Annotated in this window: 18 protein-coding genes; 1 reads left to right on the forward strand and 17 read right to left on the reverse strand. The window is 42.7% G+C overall.

The window, feature by feature from the left end; translation table 11 throughout:
* Positions 1 to 9: 9 nt before the first annotated feature.
* From C2869_RS21480 to pilM, 12 genes are all read right to left on the reverse strand, one after another.
* Positions 10 to 570, reverse strand: coding sequence for a prepilin-type N-terminal cleavage/methylation domain-containing protein (locus C2869_RS21480; RefSeq protein WP_108604865.1), 561 nt, complete (start codon positions 568 to 570; stop codon positions 10 to 12).
* Positions 571 to 620: 50 nt separating this feature from the next.
* Entirely contained in the window at positions 621 to 1,205 is a 585-nt protein-coding gene (locus tag C2869_RS21485; RefSeq protein ID WP_228710722.1) for a prepilin-type N-terminal cleavage/methylation domain-containing protein, read from the reverse strand.
* 113 nt (positions 1,206 to 1,318) lie between these two features.
* Positions 1,319 to 1,816 carry a hypothetical protein gene (locus tag C2869_RS21490; protein ID WP_159084272.1) on the reverse strand — a complete coding sequence of 166 codons (498 nt, stop codon included), beginning with the start codon at positions 1,814 to 1,816 and terminating at the stop codon, positions 1,319 to 1,321.
* Between the two features lie 7 nt (positions 1,817 to 1,823).
* Entirely contained in the window at positions 1,824 to 3,056 is a 1,233-nt protein-coding gene (locus C2869_RS21495; RefSeq protein ID WP_108604868.1) for a type II secretion system F family protein, read from the reverse strand.
* A gap of 6 nt (positions 3,057 to 3,062) precedes the next feature.
* On the reverse strand, positions 3,063 to 4,817 hold the full coding sequence (locus tag C2869_RS21500) for a GspE/PulE family protein (protein ID WP_108604869.1): 1,755 nt from the start codon (positions 4,815 to 4,817) through the stop codon (positions 3,063 to 3,065).
* A gap of 350 nt (positions 4,818 to 5,167) precedes the next feature.
* Positions 5,168 to 6,319, reverse strand: coding sequence for a tetratricopeptide repeat protein (locus tag C2869_RS21505; protein ID WP_108604870.1), 1,152 nt, complete (start codon positions 6,317 to 6,319; stop codon positions 5,168 to 5,170).
* Complete coding sequence (locus C2869_RS21510; protein ID WP_108604871.1) at positions 6,316 to 7,221, reverse strand: ExeA family protein; 906 nt, start codon at positions 7,219 to 7,221, stop codon at positions 6,316 to 6,318. Before C2869_RS21510 ends, C2869_RS21505 begins: the two co-directional genes overlap by 4 nt.
* Positions 7,222 to 7,223: 2 nt before the next feature.
* Entirely contained in the window at positions 7,224 to 8,954 is a 1,731-nt protein-coding gene (mshL, locus tag C2869_RS21515) for a pilus (MSHA type) biogenesis protein MshL (protein ID WP_228710723.1), read from the reverse strand.
* Positions 8,923 to 9,270 (reverse strand): hypothetical protein, encoded by a 348-nt coding sequence (locus C2869_RS21520; RefSeq protein ID WP_108604872.1) that lies wholly within the window; start codon positions 9,268 to 9,270, stop codon positions 8,923 to 8,925. The genes mshL and C2869_RS21520 overlap by 32 nt, the downstream gene beginning before the upstream one ends.
* Complete coding sequence (gene gspM / locus C2869_RS21525; RefSeq protein ID WP_108604873.1) at positions 9,267 to 9,917, reverse strand: type II secretion system protein GspM; 651 nt, start codon at positions 9,915 to 9,917, stop codon at positions 9,267 to 9,269. Before gspM ends, C2869_RS21520 begins: the two co-directional genes overlap by 4 nt.
* Before the next feature lie 8 nt (positions 9,918 to 9,925).
* Entirely contained in the window at positions 9,926 to 10,567 is a 642-nt protein-coding gene (locus C2869_RS21530) for a PilN domain-containing protein (protein WP_108604874.1), read from the reverse strand.
* A complete protein-coding gene (gene pilM, locus C2869_RS21535) occupies positions 10,551 to 11,507 on the reverse strand; it encodes a type IV pilus biogenesis protein PilM (RefSeq protein WP_108604875.1) in 957 nt (318 codons plus the stop codon). The genes C2869_RS21530 and pilM overlap by 17 nt, the downstream gene beginning before the upstream one ends.
* Before the next feature lie 173 nt (positions 11,508 to 11,680).
* Here pilM and C2869_RS21540 point away from each other — a divergent pair, with 173 nt between their 5' ends.
* The gene (locus C2869_RS21540; protein ID WP_108604876.1) at positions 11,681 to 12,598 is read left to right on the forward strand and encodes a 1-aminocyclopropane-1-carboxylate deaminase/D-cysteine desulfhydrase; all 918 of its coding nucleotides are present in this window, start codon (positions 11,681 to 11,683) and stop codon (positions 12,596 to 12,598) included.
* A gap of 19 nt (positions 12,599 to 12,617) precedes the next feature.
* On the opposite strand, the gene C2869_RS21545 is transcribed toward C2869_RS21540, so the two are convergent.
* The 5 genes from C2869_RS21545 to ilvM all read right to left on the reverse strand — a co-directional run bounded on the left by C2869_RS21545 (position 12,618) and on the right by ilvM (position 19,662).
* Positions 12,618 to 14,558, reverse strand: coding sequence for an EAL domain-containing protein (locus C2869_RS21545; protein ID WP_108604877.1), 1,941 nt, complete (start codon positions 14,556 to 14,558; stop codon positions 12,618 to 12,620).
* A 193-nt stretch (positions 14,559 to 14,751) separates the two neighbouring features.
* Positions 14,752 to 16,293, reverse strand: a complete 1,542-nt coding sequence (gene ilvA, locus C2869_RS21550) for a threonine ammonia-lyase, biosynthetic (protein WP_108604878.1) — start codon at positions 16,291 to 16,293, stop codon at positions 14,752 to 14,754.
* 122 nt (positions 16,294 to 16,415) lie between these two features.
* On the reverse strand, positions 16,416 to 18,257 hold the full coding sequence (gene ilvD / locus C2869_RS21555; RefSeq protein ID WP_108604879.1) for a dihydroxy-acid dehydratase: 1,842 nt from the start codon (positions 18,255 to 18,257) through the stop codon (positions 16,416 to 16,418).
* Between the two features lie 200 nt (positions 18,258 to 18,457).
* Entirely contained in the window at positions 18,458 to 19,384 is a 927-nt protein-coding gene (locus C2869_RS21560; RefSeq protein ID WP_108604880.1) for a branched-chain amino acid transaminase, read from the reverse strand.
* Between the two features lie 14 nt (positions 19,385 to 19,398).
* Positions 19,399 to 19,662, reverse strand: coding sequence for an acetolactate synthase 2 small subunit (gene ilvM / locus C2869_RS21565; protein ID WP_108604881.1), 264 nt, complete (start codon positions 19,660 to 19,662; stop codon positions 19,399 to 19,401).
* Positions 19,663 to 19,665 lie beyond the last annotated feature (3 nt).

Below are 19,665 nucleotides of genomic sequence, written 5' to 3' on the forward strand. Positions count from 1 at the left end.
AATTGAATATTAACAACCTGACGTTACTGACCCAATGAAAGGTTCATTTCCTGTAACAGTTTGGTCATAAATATAGTAAGCGTAACAATCGCTTGTATTAGTTGTGCCACTTGGATAAATAATTAGAGCGATAGTATTTGCATTGTTAGTACCTAACCCGCTTAGAGCAACACCATTATCATTAGTATCACCTGAAATATCTTCCGACTCATCTACACAAAACTCATTTGTGCAAGCGTTACCATTGGTTAATTCAGAAACACTAGCGTCAATTAATTCATCCCAAGAATCAGCCCAATCATGCTCTGGGTAACCGAAAGCTACGTCCACGTCTTGACCGTTATCTAAATCGATATCAGTTGAAGCCGTATTTTGCACACCTTCAATAAGCGCTTTAGCACGGATCATATCTGATGCTGTTTTCATAGAACCAGCTACAGCCTGAACTGTACTAGCCTGTGCATCACCTTGAATATCTAAAAACTTAGGTGCTGCTGTTACTGCCAAAATACCTAAAATTACAATTACGATAACCAATTCAATTAACGTAAAACCTTGTTGCTTTTTCATAAAAACCTCTAATGTGAAGTAGTCTTAAAATTGATAAAAATTATTCTTAACTAGTTGTTACTAAAAACCGATACTTGGCCAGACTCCGGTATATATTCAAATCCATTACCTTGGCTTGTAGTCGATGGTGCCGACGTTAAATTTTTCACTGTTTGTACTAAATAATATAAACAGCTATCGGGTGTACCTGTATTGGCAACCGTATAGTAATCATTCTCTTCAAAATTACTGGCGGTAAAGTCCGTCGTAATTTGCGGCGAGCTTTGTAATATCCGTATAAACACCTGCTGACAATCGGTTGATGTTAATGCTTCCGCGCCAGAATCACTATCCGCGTCATTACCACCATCATCATCACCTGCGCCTGTTGGGTATCCGGTATTTTCATCAACACCAACCGCTATAGTATCCATGCTAATGGTAACAACTGTACCCGTTGGCCGACCATCAATTTCCCACTGAGCTCGGACTAAACCGACACCTGTAGCAAAACCACCAGCAACCCCTTCGACCGTCGCATCCTCAGCATTTTCGGTATAACTAACTAATCGAGGTAACGCAGTCGCGGCCAGTAATCCAACAATGATGATAACAATGACCATCTCGACTAAGGTAAAGCCTTGAGTTTTTCTCATAACATTTGCTGTTTGCAAGTTATTACCCTGTATTTTCATTATATGCTCCACTTAAGAGAAGAGTATAGGGGATCTTTACGATAAATATCAATTTTGAGTATTAGCTAACAAATTTACTCATTTGAATATTTAACTTCCCCCGTGTTAATAAAATAACTAAACCCTGTTTTGTTTGGCATAGCAAAACGACAAACAGCTAGATGACTCTCATTATCACTAATATACCTAACCGAAATCGCTTGGTTAATTGACTTTGGCTCTGTTAATAAAATATCTAACCATAACTGTAAACAGCCTTGCTGGTTAAATGCTTGTGGCTGTGGCCAACCTTTACTATTGATAGCTACTTTCGCTTGCTTAATCCCTTCAACTCGACCTCGCATATTGGTCAGTGTCAAAAAATTAGGTCGTCCTGCCAATTGCCATTCCACGTGCAATTGTTGTACCGTTTCATTGAAGCGAAATGCTAATGCTTCAAAACCAACATCAGCGGCTACTTTCTCTGCATCTTGTGCAGAGCGCAAAAACATACCTATCAGCACAAAAATAATACATAAACTGAGTGCTAACATATAAATACCGCGCTCATTCCTTGATTCAAGTATTGCCATGTTATTACTACTTATATGCGTTCATCATATCCCACATAGGGGTAAATATACCTAGGGCTAACACGAGTACCATACCTGCCACAATGCTAATTAAAATCGGCTCTATTTTTGCAGTTAATGACTTCAAATCAAAATCAACTTCGCGCTCATAATACTCTGCGACTTCGGTTAGCATTTCGTCAATTTGCCCTGTTTCCTCTCCCACAGCCACCATCTGCAATACTAGCGGCGTAAACAACTGGCTGGCATTCGAAGTACGTAACAAACTGTCGCCTCGTTCAATTCCACGGCGCATTTCTAGGATTTTTTTAGCCATGTACGCGTTATCAACCGCTTCTGACACCAAACCTAAACCTTGAGTGATAGGCACACCTGATTTGAGCATCAAGCCAAATGAACGAGAATAGCGAGACAGAGTAGAGCGCTCAATAATGCTACCAACCGCGGGAATACGCATTTTTGCCCAGTCCCAATTCACTTTGCCGTTTGGCGTTGCAACATAGGAAGTAAACCCAACAATTGAACCAATCAACCCGGCTAACAACAACCACCAATAGTTGATAAAAAAGTTGGATGAGGCAATCAAGATTTTGGTCATGGTGGGTAGATCAGCACCCAGTTTTTTAAACATGCCGGCAAATGTCGGAACAACCACCATGTTCATAATGACAATGGCGACCATGATGGCCGCTAAAACAAAAATAGGATAACGCATAGCTGATGAAATGCTTTTGCGTGTTTCTTGCTCGCGCTCGTAATATAGCGCCAATTGCATAAAGGTCGCTTCTAATTGACCAGTATTTTCACCGACGTTAACTAATGAAATAAATAAACGTGAAAATATTTTAGGATGCTTGCTCAGCGCAGAAGATAAGGTGCGGCCTTTTTCTAATTCACTAACTATGTCCAACAAGGCAACACGTAATCGAGGTGAAGTAGTTGTTTCCGCCAGCCCAGTTATCGCGCGCATAATTGGAATACCGGCTTTTGTTAGCGCGTACATTTGCCGAGCAAACATAACTAAGTCATCCAACGTCACCTTAGGGGTAAATAGGTTTATACTTACGCTTTGCGTTTTACCCTTTGCCCCCTTAACTTTACTTTTTTTCGCCTCGGCAATTTTAATTGGCACTATTTGACGGCGCATTAAAGCTTCTGCGGCCAAGGCTTCAGAGCCAGCTTCTAATGTACCGCTGACTTCGCCGCCCGCTCCTTTACCTTTGTAGCTATAAAGTGCCATTTATCGTTAATGCTCCGCCAGTTGCAGCTTTTGTGCGGCTGTATCAAGATCGGCAATGTTTTCAACCAACTTCAATACTTCTTCAACCGAAGTTAACCCTTGTAACGCATAGTCCAGCGCGGCGGCGGCCAAGGGCTTATAATGTGGGCTGGCTTTGGCGTGCTCAGCAAAAGCCTCAGTATCATCGCGTTTTAATGCATTCATCATGGGCTCATCTAATTCCAGTAACTCAAATACCCCGATACGACCTTTATAACCGACATAATTACAACTCTGGCAGCCTTTGCCGACTTTAAATTCAGCATGGCTTAATTCAGTGCCGGCTAACCCAGATAACCATAAACGCTCATGCGGTTCCGGCTCATGGGTTTGTTTACAATTAGCACACAACTTGCGGATCAAACGCTGAGCAATAATGGCTCGCAACGAACTTGCCACCAAATAACCCGGTGCATTCATATCGATTAAACGGATCGCGCTGCTAATCGAGTCATTAGTATGCAAAGTTGATAACACTAAGTGACCGGTTAATGCGCCACGTAAGCCAATTTCGACCGTTTCTTGGTCACGCATCTCACCCACCATAATAATGTCTGGATCTTGACGTAATGCGGTTCTTAATACGCTGGAAAAAGTTAAATCGATTTTGGCGTTAATTTGCACCTGATTAATACGCGGTAAACGATATTCAACCGGATCTTCACAGGTGATAATTTTTTTAGACGACTGGTTCATTTCACTTAACGCGCCATACAAGGTGGTGGTTTTACCTGAGCCTGTAGGCCCTGTAACCAAAATCATGCCATGTGGACGTTTAATTATATTACGGAAGCGCTCTAATAGTTGGGCTGGCATACCGGTTTTATCCAAGCCCAGCACACCGCCACTTTGATCCAGTAAACGCATAACAACCGACTCACCATTTTGGATCGGCATGGTCGAGATACGCACATCTATACTTTTACCACGAACTTTGACATTACATCGGCCATCTTGTGGTAAACGTTTTTCTGAAATGTCCAAACCTGACATCAATTTTAGGCGTAAAACTAATGCCGCAGCAATGCGAGATTCATTGAGAATATTTTCTTGCAGTACGCCATCAACCCGCATTCTAATACGTAACTGGCGCTCATCGGGTTCAATGTGAATATCCGAAGCACGAGCTTGAACGGCATCTTCAAAAATCGTATTAAGTAACTTAGCAACGGTTGCTTCTTCTTCATCCGCACCACCAAAATCAATACCGCCAACATCAAAATCAGCCGTTGTGTCGTATTCTTCTTCCAATTGCGACGCAAAGGATTCTATATCAGCGGTACGACGATACATGGTATCGAATGCTTCAAGGATCTGACTTTCACGCACAGCAACCAGCTTAATTTCGCGTGGGGTTAATAGCGGGTATAAAGCATCTAACGCATTAATGTCAGCAGGATCACTCATGCCAACCGTAGCAGTATCGAGATCGGCCTCTATGACTAGCGCGCGAAAGCGCCGTGCTTGCACTTCGGGTAATAACTTGATGACTTCAGGATCAAGGCGCTTTTGGCTAATATCAACAAAAGGCACATTAAGCTGTTGCGCTAAAAACGTCAGTAGCTGTTGCTCAGTTATGCTGCCACTTTCGATAAGCGTGGCGCCTAACTTACGCCCTGTTTGTTTTTGCGCAGCTAAAGCGTCCATTAGTTGGCTTTCGCTAATAATTCTCTCGTCAACGAGCAAATCACCAAGGCGTTTTTTAAGCTTAGGACGGATCATGATTACCTGCCTTTATCCTTTGTTCTTGGTATTTATTCAGCTATTAAGCCGCGAAGCCTAACCAATTATAACTGCGTAGCATTTAGTCGCAGTGAATTGTGCGTAAAAGCTTGCAAGCATAAATGCTCGCCTACAATATATACCCATCGTCATTATTCTTCTGGGCTCTGCTGAGATAACACAGCTCTACTTTTGCTGGGCTTAGATGCGTGCAAGCATAAATGCTCGCATACAATATATACCCATCGTCATTATTCTTCTGGGCTCTGCTGAGATAACACAGCTCTACTTTTGCTGGGCTTAGATGCTTGCAAGCATAAATGCTCGCCTACAATATATAGCCATCGTCATTATTCTTCTGGGCTCTGCTGTGATAACACAGCCAGCTTTTGCTGAATATAAATTAAGCTAGCGTTACTTAAACCACCCACTTGCAAGGCTTGCTTATAATGTTTTTCAGCTTCGTTAAGCTTGTTTTGCTTTTCAAAAGCGATAGCAGCACCTAACAACCATTTACCCCGCGGGCGATTACTTAACAACAAGATTTGCCAATGCTCTAAAGCCAATTGCCATTGCTGATTTTGTTGAGCCAGCGCCGCGGTTAATTGATGATATTCGTTAACATTACTCAATGGCGAATGTCCCGTTAGGGAATGTAATGCTGCTGCCGATTGCCCGAGCTCTTGATAAATCCGCGCCAGTAACAAGCGATAACCTGTATGTTCAGGGTAGTTATCTATCGCTTGCTGTAACACACGAATAGCCTGCTGCTGATCAGCTTCACCATAGAGCAAGCTTACCCATTTAGCACGCGCATCATGTAAGTCAGGTTGTAGCTTTAAGGCTTTTTTGTACTCTGATTCGGCTTGAATAAATCGCCCTCGGCTTTGTGCCTCATCGCCACGCTGCAAGGCTTTAGCCGCTAAATCATAGTTAGATTTTTCAGTTGGTTTAATCACAAAACGTTGCTGACGAACGGGCGCAGTTTGAGGTTTTACTGGCGTTTCTGCTGAAACAACATCTTCTACTAACAGTTGCTTAGGTTTTGCTGGCGTCGTTGCCGCCAATTTCATCGCTACAGGTTTTGCGGGTTCAACCATCTTAATTGGCTTTTCAACCTGAGATTGTTCAACGCCAGCCTTCATCGCATCAGAAGCAGAGGTTTGGCTAGTAGCGGTTTCATCTTCTGCATTATCTATTTGCGTTGCTGACTCAGCTTGCTCCTCAAGCACGTTTGATTTAGGCTCAGCCTCTACAGAAAACGCTTTAACAAATGATTTTTGTGGTGCTGGTGAGCTTGTTTGAAAATAAGTTAAATATCCCCAAACACTCGCACCTAATACAAGCAAAACGAGTAAAGAAATAATAAAGCTTTTTGATAGTTTTGCTGGCGCGGGGGCAGGTATATCGATTTTTTGATAAGACAGCTCAGCTTCATCTTGCTGAGTAATATTGGTCTTTTGCTGGTCGATATCTTGTAATACTTTATTTATCACGCTCATAGCAAGTTAGCTCCAACAGCCACACCTAATAAACCAAGCAATACAACACCACTTGCCGCTAGCAGCATTTTCTTTTGTTGCCATATTGGTAGTTGCACATACTCGGTATCTGCGACGGCTTGTTTAACATGATTAACAGATACGCTTTGCTGGTTTTGCCCGTAACACAGCATTAAACATTTATGAGCTAGGGTATTAATAATTCTCGGTATTCCACCAGAGGCACTAAAAATACGTTTACTGGCTTTTTCATCAAATACTGGCATACCTGAATAACCAGCAATCGCCAGCCTATGGTTAATATAGGGCTGAACTTCGTTTTGATGTAACACGCGCAATTGATACGAAAAGGTAATTCGCTGTTTAACTTGACGTAAACTAGGTTTAGCTAAACGCTCATCAAGTTCAGGTTGGCCAAATAACACCACTTGCAGCAGTTTGCGACTTTCTGTTTCTAAATTAGTAAATAAGCGTAATGCTTCAATACTATCTTCCGGTAATGCCTGAGATTCATCCAGCAACAACACAACGGCTTTGCCTTGCTGGCTATACGCCATCACTTTGTCTTGAATAAGCTGGGTGATTTTTTGCTGGCTAATGCCCTCGCCTAACTCAACACCTAGCTCTTCAGCTACTGCTATGGTTAACTCTTGCGGTTGTAAATTAGGGTTGGGAATATAAGCGGTAACAAATCCGTCAGGCAACTCAGCCATTAACTTGCGACATAACAAGGTTTTGCCGGTTCCGACTTCTCCCGTCACCTTAATAAAACCTTCTCCAGTCTTTAAGGCAGTCAATAACACCTGTAATGCTTCATGATGCGAGGGTAATCCCAAAAAGAACTGAGTGTTGGGCGTTAAGGTAAAAGGTAGTTCTTTTAAGCCAAAGTGGTACAGATACATTGTTATTCCCCGTACCACGTTTGCAACAAGTCGCTAGAACGACGCAATTGCTCTTGCCAAGTTCCATCGCCGACTACCGTTGGCTTTATCATAATAACCAATTCTTTTTTACTGATTTTTTCGGCGCGCGAAGTAAAGGCCTCGCCCAACCAAGGAATATCACCCAACAAAGGCACTTTAGACTCAACATCGCGACTTTGCGTTTGCATCAAACCACCAATCACAACAATTTCCCCTGAGCGAGCGCGGATCACAGTGTCAGACTCTCGTACTGTGCTTTGCGCTAAAGGCAATTCAAAGCCTTGTTCATTTAAAGTGATAACTTTAGTTTGTTCCTGAGTTTCTATAACCGATGGGTGAACATGCAAGATAACACCGCCTTCCGCGTCAATTTGTGGCGTCACATCTAACGCTATACCCGAGAAAAACGGTTCAAGTTCAATACTAGGTGAAGAGGTAGTCGCTGATCCTGTCACTGTTGTTGTTGACACATCAGTGACAAAGTATTCATCAGTGCCTACTTTAATCACAGCCTTTTGGTTATTAGCCGCAGTTAGGCGCGGACTAGACAAGACTTGCACATCACCCTGAGTTTCCAGCAAGTTAATAACCCCACTAAAATCTTTGTTAGCAAAAGTTAAACTAGCCGCCCCACCGACTGTACTATTGATAATGTTGTTAAATGTGCCTCTTGACGTATTAAAAGTGAAGTCAGTACTACCGGTATGGCCCAACACAGACTGCCAGTTAATACCTTGTTGATACTCATCTTCCAGACTCACCTCAACTAATTTGGCTTCCAAAATAACTTGGCGTTGCAAGTGTTGCTCGGTTTGTTGCAAAAACTCTTTAACGTTGCGTAATTCGTCAGGATAAGCTCTTACGGTGACAAGGCCGGCATGAGGGTTAATGATAATAGTGCGATCACGGCTTGTACCAATTAAGCTTTTTAACGCATCCTCTAAGTCACTCCAAAAGTCATTTTCACTCTGGGTGATAATGGTTGTGCCTTTGCCTGCACCGCCTAGGCTACTCATACCACCACCGGCGCCAGGTTGACCTTGACCGCCAGCAGCTCCCGCGCCACCTAAACCTTGACTAGAGCGACCCATGCCACCGCCAACACCAGACGAACCACCACTAGCCCCAGAAGAACCACCGCCACCGGAACCGCCCGATTGACTACCATCACTCACCCCACCCGAGGTAATCGAGGTCATCGACACGCCCATACGCTGCATTGAAAGGTAATCGACGGCAAACGTTTCAGTGCGTACACCCGCAGGGTAAACTTGCAACATGCGGCCTTTGATCTTTATCTCGTAACCAAACATGTTACGCACCACATCTAAGGCTTCGATAAGGGTAACGCCCTTCAAGTTCAGGCTAATACTGCCCTCCACTTTTGGGTGAATAGCGGCACTTAACGGTGTGTTGGTCACAAGGCTTTTGAAAAAACTCGCAGCGGGGACGTCTTGCGCATCGATATCGAAACGATTGTCGGCAATAAACTCTCGATCTTTTTGGATCGGCGTAAACTGCGGCATTAATTCAAGGGTGATCTCATCTGGCACTTTGGCTTCATTCGCTGCCGTGCGCATATTTTTCTGCTCATATGCATTAGCAACGTCTTTGTTTAAGCCGTTAAGCGAGCTACATGAAGCTAGCCAGTTTGTCAGCAGTAGTAACAAGAATAGGCGACTAGGAACCTGCTGGTTTTTTAATATCTGCATTGTCTAAACTCAAAATTGTTCGACGACCGTTTTGGCGAATAACCACACGTCCGACTTCTATTCGTTCGACTACCGTTGTCTGACTAATTCGTTGTCCTTCTTGCACGACTTCACCATTAATTATGGCGTTACGCTGAAACTCTGAAAGGGTTATCGCTTGTAATTGCCAAGTTATATTGGCTGATTGACGATCTACCCCTTTTGCTGTTTTAACATCTGTCACCTTAGGCTGTGTTGGATCGGATTTGAGCGGTTTAATATTGGCACTAGCCCACGCACAAACTAACAACATCCCAAGGAGAACAATTAACTTCATAAGCCGATAAACCCTTGCTCTAAACTCATAGCATATACTTTAATCGTTAATTCTAGGTTAGGATGTTCTTTTACGACCAACTGAAAGTCTTCCCAACGAAACTGCCATTCCAATACCTCTGTTTTAGCTAAAAAAGTATAGAGATCGCGATAACTGCCTCGTAACGACAAAGCTACGCCGTGTTTGTATAAATTAAGATCTTTTAAGCCTGCGTCTGGTGACAGCATGGCTGTTGGTTCAAGAGTTTCAAATTTAACAACCTGAATACCATTCATTTGACTTAACATGTCACGAACAACGCGCGCCATGTTTTTCGCTTTCAATAAGCGCCCCGTACTCGTGGTTAATTCAGTATTAACCGCTTGTAGTTGGTTATTTAATTGTTCAATTTTTTGCGCTAACGAAATATTGGGGTCAGTTTGTAAATGACTTTCAAACTGCGCATTAACCGCCAATAAGCTATTTAATTCGCGCTCGTTACTTTTAACCGTTTGCGCAATTTTGTCTGACTTCAACCAGATAGGTTCAATAATATTAAAAAAGCCAACAAATAAAACCAATACTACGCCAGACGCCAGTGTCATGACTTTTTCACGCGTGCTCAGTTGCTGATATTTACCTTGAATTTGTTGCCACTGTTCAGTCATAGCCGACACTAGTTTTTCTCCGCTAGTTTTTGTTCTATGAGGCCAGTAGCGTCAATGGTTAATGCTCGGTCATTCGCCACTTCAAAAATACTATATTGGCCGTCTGCCTGACTGGATAATTCAACCTTGTTTAATGTTCGCCCGCGAAAGTGAGTTGACTGGCTAATATGGTCGATCCACAACGGCAAGGTTGCTGGCTTTTTTGTCGCTCCGCGAATTACCACATCTTGACGATTATAGGCGATGGCAGTGATCCATAAACTTTGATCACGAAAATCGGCTAAATCATACATTAAACCAGAAAAGCCCGATTGCCTTTCATCCAAGGTATCGCCTTTAATCGCTCTAATTAAACTGCGCTTATTTTTTATTTCACTTTCAAGCGTTTCAACCTTCTTGACCAACACTGGATCAAATCCATGAGCCGTGGCTTTTTGCTTGAGTGATTCGTTTTCTTGCTTTGTGCGGTTTAACGACTGGGAAAGTTCTTGCTGCTTGGCTAACAGACTCGTGTGCTGGTGATCAGCACAACCATACATTAAAGCCATACACAGTAATGCAGTTAGCCAACAATACAGTACGACTTTAAGGCTAAGTGGATCAGGCTTGGGTTTAAACTCTTCAAGGTAAAAGTTAACGCTTGTTTTCATTAACAACCTCAGTGTTTTGCATCTGCCTAACTGCCACTGCGCTGGCGACTAAAAAGCCATAGTGCTGAGTGTCACCGTTTAAATATTGCGCTAGCCAGTTTTTCAATGGTAATACGGGGATCGGAAAGTTAGCTCCCACCTTTTCAATAAGCATAGCTTCGTTAGCATTAGGTACAGCTAAATAAACTTTTTTAACTGGCGCTTGACGCAACTGACTTTCAAAGTAGTCTAGCGAGCGTTGGATCTCTAAACTTAAATTATCTGCCGCGCCATGGCTAATTTCTAGCTCGGCAAACTGATGCAGTTTATTGTAACCGCGAATGCGCCGGTAAAAATAAAGCTGGCCTTGTTTGACAATCTGTAACAGTAATTCTTCATTTTCCTGTTGGGTTATCAACATAACTGCATCATCAGATTGCCCAAAAGCCTCGCTATAAGCCAGCTCTTCAATGCCGATCTGATTGAGTATTATTTTTCGCTCTAAAACTAACTTGATCAAACTTTCAACTAATGGCCGCTTAGCGGCCACCAAATTAACTTTACTTTGTCCAAAAGGCTGAGCCGCTACATCAAAATAGTCGACTAGCATGTCTTCCAAGTTACCGGGAATATAATCTTTGGCTGAATATTTTAATGCCGACGCCAAATCCTCTTCAGCAACATCAGGCTTGTCGACCGCAATAACATTGTATTGATGACCACCTAAGACAATATCCAAAGACGTGGTTTCGAGCTTATGACGCGATAATAACTCTTTAACGCTGGATTCGATTTGTTGAGCATCCGCAATTTCGATCCAATCCGCTAAAAATACATCGTCTTGCTGCCAAGCGTAACTAACTAAAAAAGCGGCTTGGCTAGATATAAACAAAGCACCAGCATATTCAGGCTGAACCTGTTTATTGAATTTTGCAATAATACGCTCAATTAATGGATGCATGGATGTCTATTCTACTTATTTTTGCAAACCGAAATGAAAATAACACAAAGCAATAAGAAACTCGGATTGCGATGCGTTGCTAATCGAACAACCGACAAGATCTAGCAACTTTGAGTGTTTTATAGCATTATTGACCAAATCCGCTATTTTTCCAAGCCTTTCCTAGTCTTAGCATGTTTAATTTGCCTAGTCCGTTACAACAAATTAATAGCCCATTACTCAAGCAATCCGCTGTTAATTTGTGGTTAAAACGAGATGATTTAATCCACTCTCAAATCTCTGGTAATAAACTCCGTAAATTAACCGGCTATTTGCAGCAAAAGCCACAACACATTATTAGTTTTGGTGGGGCATTTAGTAATCACTTACATGCGTTAGCCGCTGCATGTCAAAACCAACAAATAAAATTAACCGCAATCGTACGTGGTGAAGCAAGCCAGCAACACAACGCCACTTTAACCGCGCTGCATAATATCGGCGCAAACCTACACTTTGTCGACCGGCAAACCTACAAATTGCGCAATAATGCGGATTATTTGGCACAACTACAGGCAAATAACCCCAAGGCGACAATAATTCCCGAAGGCGGTTACGGTCACTTAGGGTTGCATGGCTTAGCCACATTATTAAATGAAGTGCGCCAACAATTAAAGGCTGACTATTTTGTCTGCCCAGTCGGATCTGGCACCACGTTGGCTGGATTGTGTAAGCATAAAAAACACCATGAAAAACTACTTGGTATCTGCGCGATTAAAGGCGGTGAATATTTGGCACAAGAAGTAGCGCAGCTAGCACAACGTGCAACGGATGACTTTAGCCTGAACTGCGATTTTCATTTTGGCGGTTTTGCCAAAATTAAGCCTGAACTCATCGATTTTTGTATTGAATTTTATCAGCAACACAATGTGCTGCTTGATCCTGTATATACCAGTAAAGCTATGTACGCAGTCTATCAGCTGATTGCCCAAGGGCATTTTACCAAGCAGAGCAACATAGTTTTTATTCATACTGGCGGCTTACAAGGTTGGCAAGGCATGATTGAGCGACAGCTGCTCAGTAACTTGCAAATAAACGCTTTAGGATTAAATTAATCCTAAATTTAGGGCGCAATTAAATAAACTCGTTCAGCGCTTGATTAAAATAACTACCTTGTCCGCCGTGTATATTTAGCGCTTTTAACTGTGACCATTCTTCTTCACTTTCAATACCATAGCCAAACACCCGTACTCCGCCAGCACAGTTAGCCAATAAGCTGCGAATAAACAATTGGTTTTCGGGGTGCTGATCTATGTTACGAATAATACTGGAGTGCAGTTTTATGTAAGCGATAGGATGTTGTTTAACATAACTCGAATTGATTACATATTGCCCGACTTGCTCGACAAGTAAACGTATACCCTTGTCACATAATTGCTGCAACACGTCGGTTAGTTTGTCACTATGTTGATACAAATTGTATTCAGTTAAACTAATGATCAGGCGATCATTGGCCGTTTCATGCTCTTGTAAAAATGCGAACAGCCATTGACAAAATTCAGCATCGAGCAATGAATCGACACTGATATTGATACAACTACTTTGCGTACTTGAAGCATCTTGGTTAAATAAATCAAATAATTTACGCAGGGCTAGCTTTTCAATCTCACTCTGTAATCCACATTTATGCGCCATCGGCATAAACACCCCAGCTTGCAACATTTTGCCTTCACTATCGCGAACTTTAAGCGTGGCCTCTTGATGATGGATAGCTTGATCACGCACCGACAATATTGGCTGGAAATACAACACAAAACTTTCTTGCTGCAAAGCACGTTCTATAAAAGTACGCCACTTTAATGAGCCCATCGCAATTTCACGTGGTTTATCTTCATCTTCATACATAAACCAGCCGACATGGCCTTCTAACTGTGCGCGACGCAAGGCCATATCAGCCTCAGATAGAATTTTAAATGCCTTATCTTGATTGGTGAATCGTGCGATACCAATGTGGAAAAAACAATCTGGGTTAACTGAATTAGGCAAGTCTAAACGCTGTAATCGACGCACCAAGTTATCAGCATGCTTCATAAGATCTCGCTCTGCAATACCCAGCATAAGTACGGCTATTTCAGCGTAGGCACGGCGGGCAAGTAAAGGTTCTGGCGATAATCTAAATGTTTGATTAAGTATACTAACGGTACTGCTTAGTATTTGGTGGGCTTGTTCAACCCCGTATTCGTTTTCTATGCGGTCGAGTTCCTGCAAATGCAGCAACAGCACAGCTCCGCCTAAACTATTAGAATCATCGGCGAGAGCGGCATCGAACCTATGATCAAAAAACAAACGGTTACCTATGCCAAGTTCAGGATCAAGAAAAGTTTGACTGCGGATAAATTTATCAACTCGATTTTGCTCTTTGCGCGTCCAAGCTAGCTCATCTAGCAAAGAATCAACCAAGCGAATGACAGAGCGATATTTAATCTGTTCCGAGCGTCGTTTAGCGATACCCAATTTACGCGCTTTACGCTCTAATTTACGAAACTTACCTTCAACCACATCTGCCAGTAAATAAACTATGCTGGCCAGTAATAAAATTAATATAAAGCCACAAGCAATACTGGTTAGCAAGAAACGCGTTGAAATTAACGTATAAACAAATTCGAGCTTAGCATCAGCGGTTTGAATAGTGTGTGACGCCTGCCAACTTAAAACCTGTTCTTTGTGGAACCTGAATACACGAGGTATTGACTGTTTGTTTAAATCAAGCTGTTTTGGTTCAAGCTCTTTTGATTCCAGCTCTTTTGACTCAAGAACGCGGGGAAAAACATGAATAGCATCAAATTGTTGTGACCAAGCCAAGGATGTTAATTGGCTATATGTAATGGTTTGCCAACTGACTTGCTCAACCGGTAAGTCGGCAAATTTAGCTTGGTAGTGCTGACTATTCTCAGCACTATGAATTAAATTAAAAACCACACAGATCAATATCAACACTTGCGCGAGTGCAGCAATAATATAATTACGCCATAATCTGACCGCCCTAACGGACGTTTTTAACGGCAGTTTATTCATCCCTAATTAGCCTGTCTTTGTATATACAGCTTAAAGTTAGTTGAATTTCGACAACGCAGCAACCATTAAACTCGATATTTATCCCAAGCAAATTCAACTAAGGTAATTCAGTAATGGATGTTATGAAGGCTGCCGTTAATTGCAGAGGAACAATAAAGAGTGGAAGGCGCACCTTCCACATAAGAAGTAATACTTAGGCTTTTAAAAAATATTGATAAGCTGGGTTCTCTGTCTCATCCGAGAAGTTATAACCTAAGGTAGATAAATGATTTTGTAAATCATTGACTTCATTTTCAGGCACATCAAAACCAACCAGCACCATAGCCTCTGCCGCATCATGATTACGATAGTGAAATAAGGTAATATTCCACAATCCACCTAATGTGTGTAAGAAGCTAGGTAACGCACCTGGTAGTTGTGGAAACACGAAACTATACAAGCGCTCATTTGGTAAGTTTTCAACTCGGCCACCTATCATATAACGCACATGCAACTTGGCGACTTCATTATCACTTAAATCAACCCAGTCTATACCTTCATTGGTTAAATCAGCCAACACTTCTTTAAGCTCATCTTCACCACGACGTAAACGCACCCCGACAAATACATTGGCCGACTGGTCTGGCGTATATCGATAGTTAAACTCGGTAATTGTGCGACTACCTAATACATCACAAAATTCACGGAAGGCGCCTTTAACCTCAGGAATAGTTGCGGCAATTACGGCTTCACGCCCTTCACCTAGTTCACAACGCTCAGACACATAACGCAAAGTATGGAAGTTAATATTAGAACCACACAAAATAGCTGCAAATTGTTGCTTGTTGTCCAGATCTTTATCAACTAACCATTTCTTAATGCCAGCAACTGACAAAGCGCCCGCCGGTTCGGCGATCACTCGGGTATCATCAAAAATATCTTTGATCGCAGCGCAGATCTCATCCGTTGATACAGTAATCACTTCGTCTATATACTGTCGACATAACCGAAACGTTTCCGCACCGATAGTACGCACAGCAACACCGTCAGCAAAAATACCAACAGTGTCTAACGTTGTTTGCTTGCCCTGCTCTAATGCATCTTTTAAACAAGCCGATTCTTGCGCTTCAACTGCAACAATACGAATTTTAGGGTTAAGCTGCTTAAGGTAAACGGCAATACCAGCGGCTAAACCACCGCCACCAACTGCAATAAAAATAGTATCGATATCGCGTTTTGCATCAAATAATTCTTTAGCAATAGTGCCTTGCCCCGCGATCACATCAGGATCGTCAAACGGGTGGATCATAGTTAAACCATGATGCTGAGATAAGCGTAAGGCTTCTGCGCTGGCTGCATCGAAGTTTTTACCATGTAAAACGACATTAACCCAATCGCCACCAAAACTGCGCACCGCGCTAACTTTGATCTCTGGCGTGGTTTCCGGCATAACGATAGTCGCTTTGGTTTGCATACGGTTAGCTGAGTAAGCTAATCCTTGCGCATGATTACCGGCTGAGGCAGCAATAACACCACGATCGCGCTGATCGTCGCTTAACGAAGCTAGCTTATTGTAAGCGCCACGTAACTTGAACGATTTAACCGGTTGTTGATCTTCACGTTTGAGCCAAATATCGTGACCCAATCGCTCAGATAATTTACTCATGAAATTGAGATCGGTATTTTTTGCCACATCATAAACCGGCGCTAATAAGATCTTACGTAAATATTCTTCAGGGCTGATAGGGTCAGACATCTTTTTAAAATCCGTTACTTGAATGGAACAATTGTTTTTAAACAACAAAGCCGCTGCAAGAGCGACTTTGGTAGTATTTCGAGATTAACTTATCTTACAAGCTTTTTGGCATAAACCAAAAATCACTTGAACATTGATTTATCGCGCACCGCACCTTTATCGGCGGAAGTGGCAAACATACCAAACGTCTTAAGTGCAAATGACACTTTACGTGGGCGCTCTTTCTCTGGCTGCCAACCTAACTGGTCACGTTCAACACGACGCTCGGCAAGCTCTTCTTCCGATAAACGCAGTGAGATTGAACGCTTAGGAATGTCGATATCAATTATATCGCCATTCTTAACTAACCCGATTGCGCCACCACTTGCTGCTTCTGGTGAAATATGACCGATAGATAAACCCGATGTACCGCCAGAGAATCGACCATCAGTGATCAATGCACACGCTTTACCTAAACCTTTTGATTTAAGGAAAGTCGTAGGATAAAGCATCTCCTGCATACCCGGACCACCTTTCGGGCCTTCATAGCGGATAACAACCACTTCACCGGCTTTAACTTCGTCACCTAAAATGCCTTTAACCGCATCGTCTTGGCTTTCATATACAATCGCAGGGCCAGAGAAAGTTAAGCATTCTTCATCAACACCCGCGGTTTTTACGATACAACCATCAACCGCGATATTACCGTCTAATACGGCTAAGCCACCTTCCTGTGAATAAGCGTGTTCAACACTGCGAATACAACCATTTTCACGGTCGTCATCTAAGGTCGGGTAGCGACAGTTTTGTGAAAACGCTTGAGTAGTACGAATACCAGCTGGACCGGCTTTGTAGAACTCCTTAACCGCTTCATCTTCCGTAGTGATCACATCCCACTTAGCTAATACCTCTTTTAATGTACCGCCTGCAACATGGGTCACATCAGTATTTAACAAACCACCACGATCAAGTTCAGCTAATAATCCCAGAACACCACCCGCTCTATGCACGTCTTCCATATGGTACTTATTACCCGCTGGCGCAACACGACTTAAGTGCGGAATGCGACGCGACATCGCATCGATATCCGTCATAGTGAAATCAACTTCACCTTCTTGTGCAGCCGCCAATAAGTGCAAGATAGTATTGGTTGAGCCGCCCATGGAAATATCCAATGCCATGGCATTTTCAAACGCTTTACGGTTAGCAATACTGCGAGGCAATACTGACTCATCGTCATTCTTATAATATTGCTCGCACAGCTCTACGATGCGGCTACCGGCTTGTTTAAATAAACCTTCACGATCAGCGTGAGTGGCTAATAATGAACCGTTACCCGGTAAAGATAAGCCAAGCGCTTCGGTTAAACAGTTCATTGAGTTGGCGGTAAACATACCTGAACAAGAACCACAGGTTGGGCAAGCTGAGCGTTCAATCTTATCACTCTCTTCATCAGACACATCAGGGTTAGCACCGGCGATCATGGCGTCAACTAAGTCTAAGTGAATGATTTGGTCAGAAAGCTTGGTTTTACCGGCTTCCATTGGCCCACCTGATACAAAGATCACTGGAATATTTAAACGCATAGAAGCGTTTAACATGCCCGGTGTGATTTTGTCACAGTTAGAAATACAAACGATGGCATCGGCACAATGTGCATTAACCATGTATTCCACAGAATCAGCAATCAAATCACGCGAAGGTAAGCTGTAAAGCATACCGTCATGTCCCATGGCGATACCATCATCAACGGCTATGGTGTTAAATTCTTTGGCCACACCACCCGCAGCTTCAATGCTACGCGCAACTAATTGCCCCATATCTTTTAAATGCACATGGCCTGGTACAAACTGAGTGAAAGAGTTAGCGACAGCAATAATCGGCTTACCGAAATCACCATCATTCATACCTGTTGCACGCCATAATGCACGTGCACCTGCCATATTACGGCCTTGAGTCGAGGTTGCAGATCTTAACTTTGGCATAACTTGTCCTGCCTTTTTTTGAACTGTTTATTTGCTAAAAAAGTCGGCGTAGTTCCGACTTTTATCATAATTTGAGTATGCGTAAGTGCGTTACACATATAATTGTAGGCGAGCATTTATGCTTGCGATTTTGGCAGTAAACCAAAGAAGTAAGACTACCAAAAGTAAGGGCTTATAAGCCAAGGCCCACCTACACAAGATTAGTCAATATAGGTTAACCAGCCATGCTTATCTTCAGTCACACCTTTTACAGTATCGAAGTAAGCTTTCTGTAACTTTTCAGTGATTGGGCCGCGCTTGCCGTCACCTACAGTGATCTGGTCAACGCTGCGCACAGGTACCACTTCAGCGGCACTACCACACATAAAGACTTCATCCGCTAAATATAGAGCTTCACGTGGCAATGCTTGCTCACGAATTTCATAACCCATTTCTTCAGCTAGGGTAATGATAGTGCTACGTGTAATACCTGGTAAAATGCCTGCAGTTAAAGGAGGTGTGCTGATCACGCCATCTCGAATAACAAACAAGTTTTCACCTGCACCTTCAGAAACCGTACCATTGTGATCTAAGCCAATACCTTCTACATAACCATGACGCTTAGCTTCAGTGGTAATTAAAATTGAAGATAAGTAGTTACCACCAGCTTTGGCACCGGTTGGCATGGTATTAGGCGCTAAGCGATTCCAAGAAGTGATCGCAGCATCAACTCCATTTTCTAAGCTTTCTTCACCCAGGTATGAACCCCACTCTAACGCGATAACAGATACGTCTAGCGGAACTTTAGGTGGGTTAAGACCTAAGCCATGGGCGCCCATAAAACCAAACGGACGAAGGTAAGCATCTTTAAAGCCATTAGCCTTAATAATATCGATACAAGCTTGGTTTATCTCTTCTTGGCTATAGCCCATATCGAAACGATAAATTTTAGCGGAGTCAAATAAGCGGCGCGTATGTTCCTTCAAACGGAAAATCGCAGGGCCTTTAGGTGTGTTATAACAACGTACACCTTCAAAAACCGATGAGCCATAGTGAATTGCGTGACAAACCACGTGAACTTGGGCTTCTTGCCAAGGTTTAACTTCACCGTTGAACCAAATTAGCTCTGGAAAATTAGTATTACTCATGGATCTGTTCCTAATTAAGCGCGAATACCCGCGCTTTGCGCGTCAGCATTAGCTGGGATTAACTCTAAATGGGCGATATCATACAGTTTATCTAACTGTGTTTGTAAGGTCGCAATTGGACGTTCGCCAGTAACGGTTAATTCTATTGCAACTTGCTCGCTATCGGAAGCCGAAACGTTAAAAGTTTGCAATGCAAAGCCTCGATGACGGACGACTCGAAGGACGCGCTCTAACGTTGCAGGTTTATGATTGGCTACAATATTAAAACTGTGTTTCATAGG

This window comes from Saccharobesus litoralis (genome assembly GCF_003063625.1).
In the GTDB taxonomy this organism is placed as follows: Bacteria; Pseudomonadota; Gammaproteobacteria; order Enterobacterales; family Alteromonadaceae; genus Saccharobesus; species Saccharobesus litoralis.

Bases quoted from the DNA above. Each gene is read 5' to 3' on its own strand.
- C2869_RS21480 (WP_108604865.1), bottom strand. From the start codon at position 570: ATGAAAAAGCAACAAGGTTTTACGTTAATTGAATTGGTTATCGTAATT.
- C2869_RS21485 (WP_228710722.1), bottom strand. From the start codon at position 1,205: ATGAGAAAAACTCAAGGCTTTACCTTAGTCGAGATGGTCATTGTTATC.
- C2869_RS21490 (WP_159084272.1), bottom strand. From the start codon at position 1,816: ATGGCAATACTTGAATCAAGGAATGAGCGCGGTATTTATATGTTAGCA.
- C2869_RS21495 (WP_108604868.1), bottom strand. From the start codon at position 3,056: ATGGCACTTTATAGCTACAAAGGTAAAGGAGCGGGCGGCGAAGTCAGC.
- C2869_RS21500 (WP_108604869.1), bottom strand. From the start codon at position 4,817: ATGATCCGTCCTAAGCTTAAAAAACGCCTTGGTGATTTGCTCGTTGAC.
- C2869_RS21505 (WP_108604870.1), bottom strand. From the start codon at position 6,319: ATGAGCGTGATAAATAAAGTATTACAAGATATCGACCAGCAAAAGACC.
- C2869_RS21510 (WP_108604871.1), bottom strand. From the start codon at position 7,221: ATGTATCTGTACCACTTTGGCTTAAAAGAACTACCTTTTACCTTAACG.
- mshL (WP_228710723.1), bottom strand. From the start codon at position 8,954: ATGCAGATATTAAAAAACCAGCAGGTTCCTAGTCGCCTATTCTTGTTA.
- C2869_RS21520 (WP_108604872.1), bottom strand. From the start codon at position 9,270: ATGAAGTTAATTGTTCTCCTTGGGATGTTGTTAGTTTGTGCGTGGGCT.
- gspM (WP_108604873.1), bottom strand. From the start codon at position 9,917: ATGACTGAACAGTGGCAACAAATTCAAGGTAAATATCAGCAACTGAGC.
- C2869_RS21530 (WP_108604874.1), bottom strand. From the start codon at position 10,567: ATGAAAACAAGCGTTAACTTTTACCTTGAAGAGTTTAAACCCAAGCCT.
- pilM (WP_108604875.1), bottom strand. From the start codon at position 11,507: ATGCATCCATTAATTGAGCGTATTATTGCAAAATTCAATAAACAGGTT.
- C2869_RS21540 (WP_108604876.1), top strand. From the start codon at position 11,681: ATGTTTAATTTGCCTAGTCCGTTACAACAAATTAATAGCCCATTACTC.
- C2869_RS21545 (WP_108604877.1), bottom strand. From the start codon at position 14,558: ATGAATAAACTGCCGTTAAAAACGTCCGTTAGGGCGGTCAGATTATGG.
- ilvA (WP_108604878.1), bottom strand. From the start codon at position 16,293: ATGTCTGACCCTATCAGCCCTGAAGAATATTTACGTAAGATCTTATTA.
- ilvD (WP_108604879.1), bottom strand. From the start codon at position 18,257: ATGCCAAAGTTAAGATCTGCAACCTCGACTCAAGGCCGTAATATGGCA.
- C2869_RS21560 (WP_108604880.1), bottom strand. From the start codon at position 19,384: ATGAGTAATACTAATTTTCCAGAGCTAATTTGGTTCAACGGTGAAGTT.
- ilvM (WP_108604881.1), bottom strand. From the start codon at position 19,662: ATGAAACACAGTTTTAATATTGTAGCCAATCATAAACCTGCAACGTTA.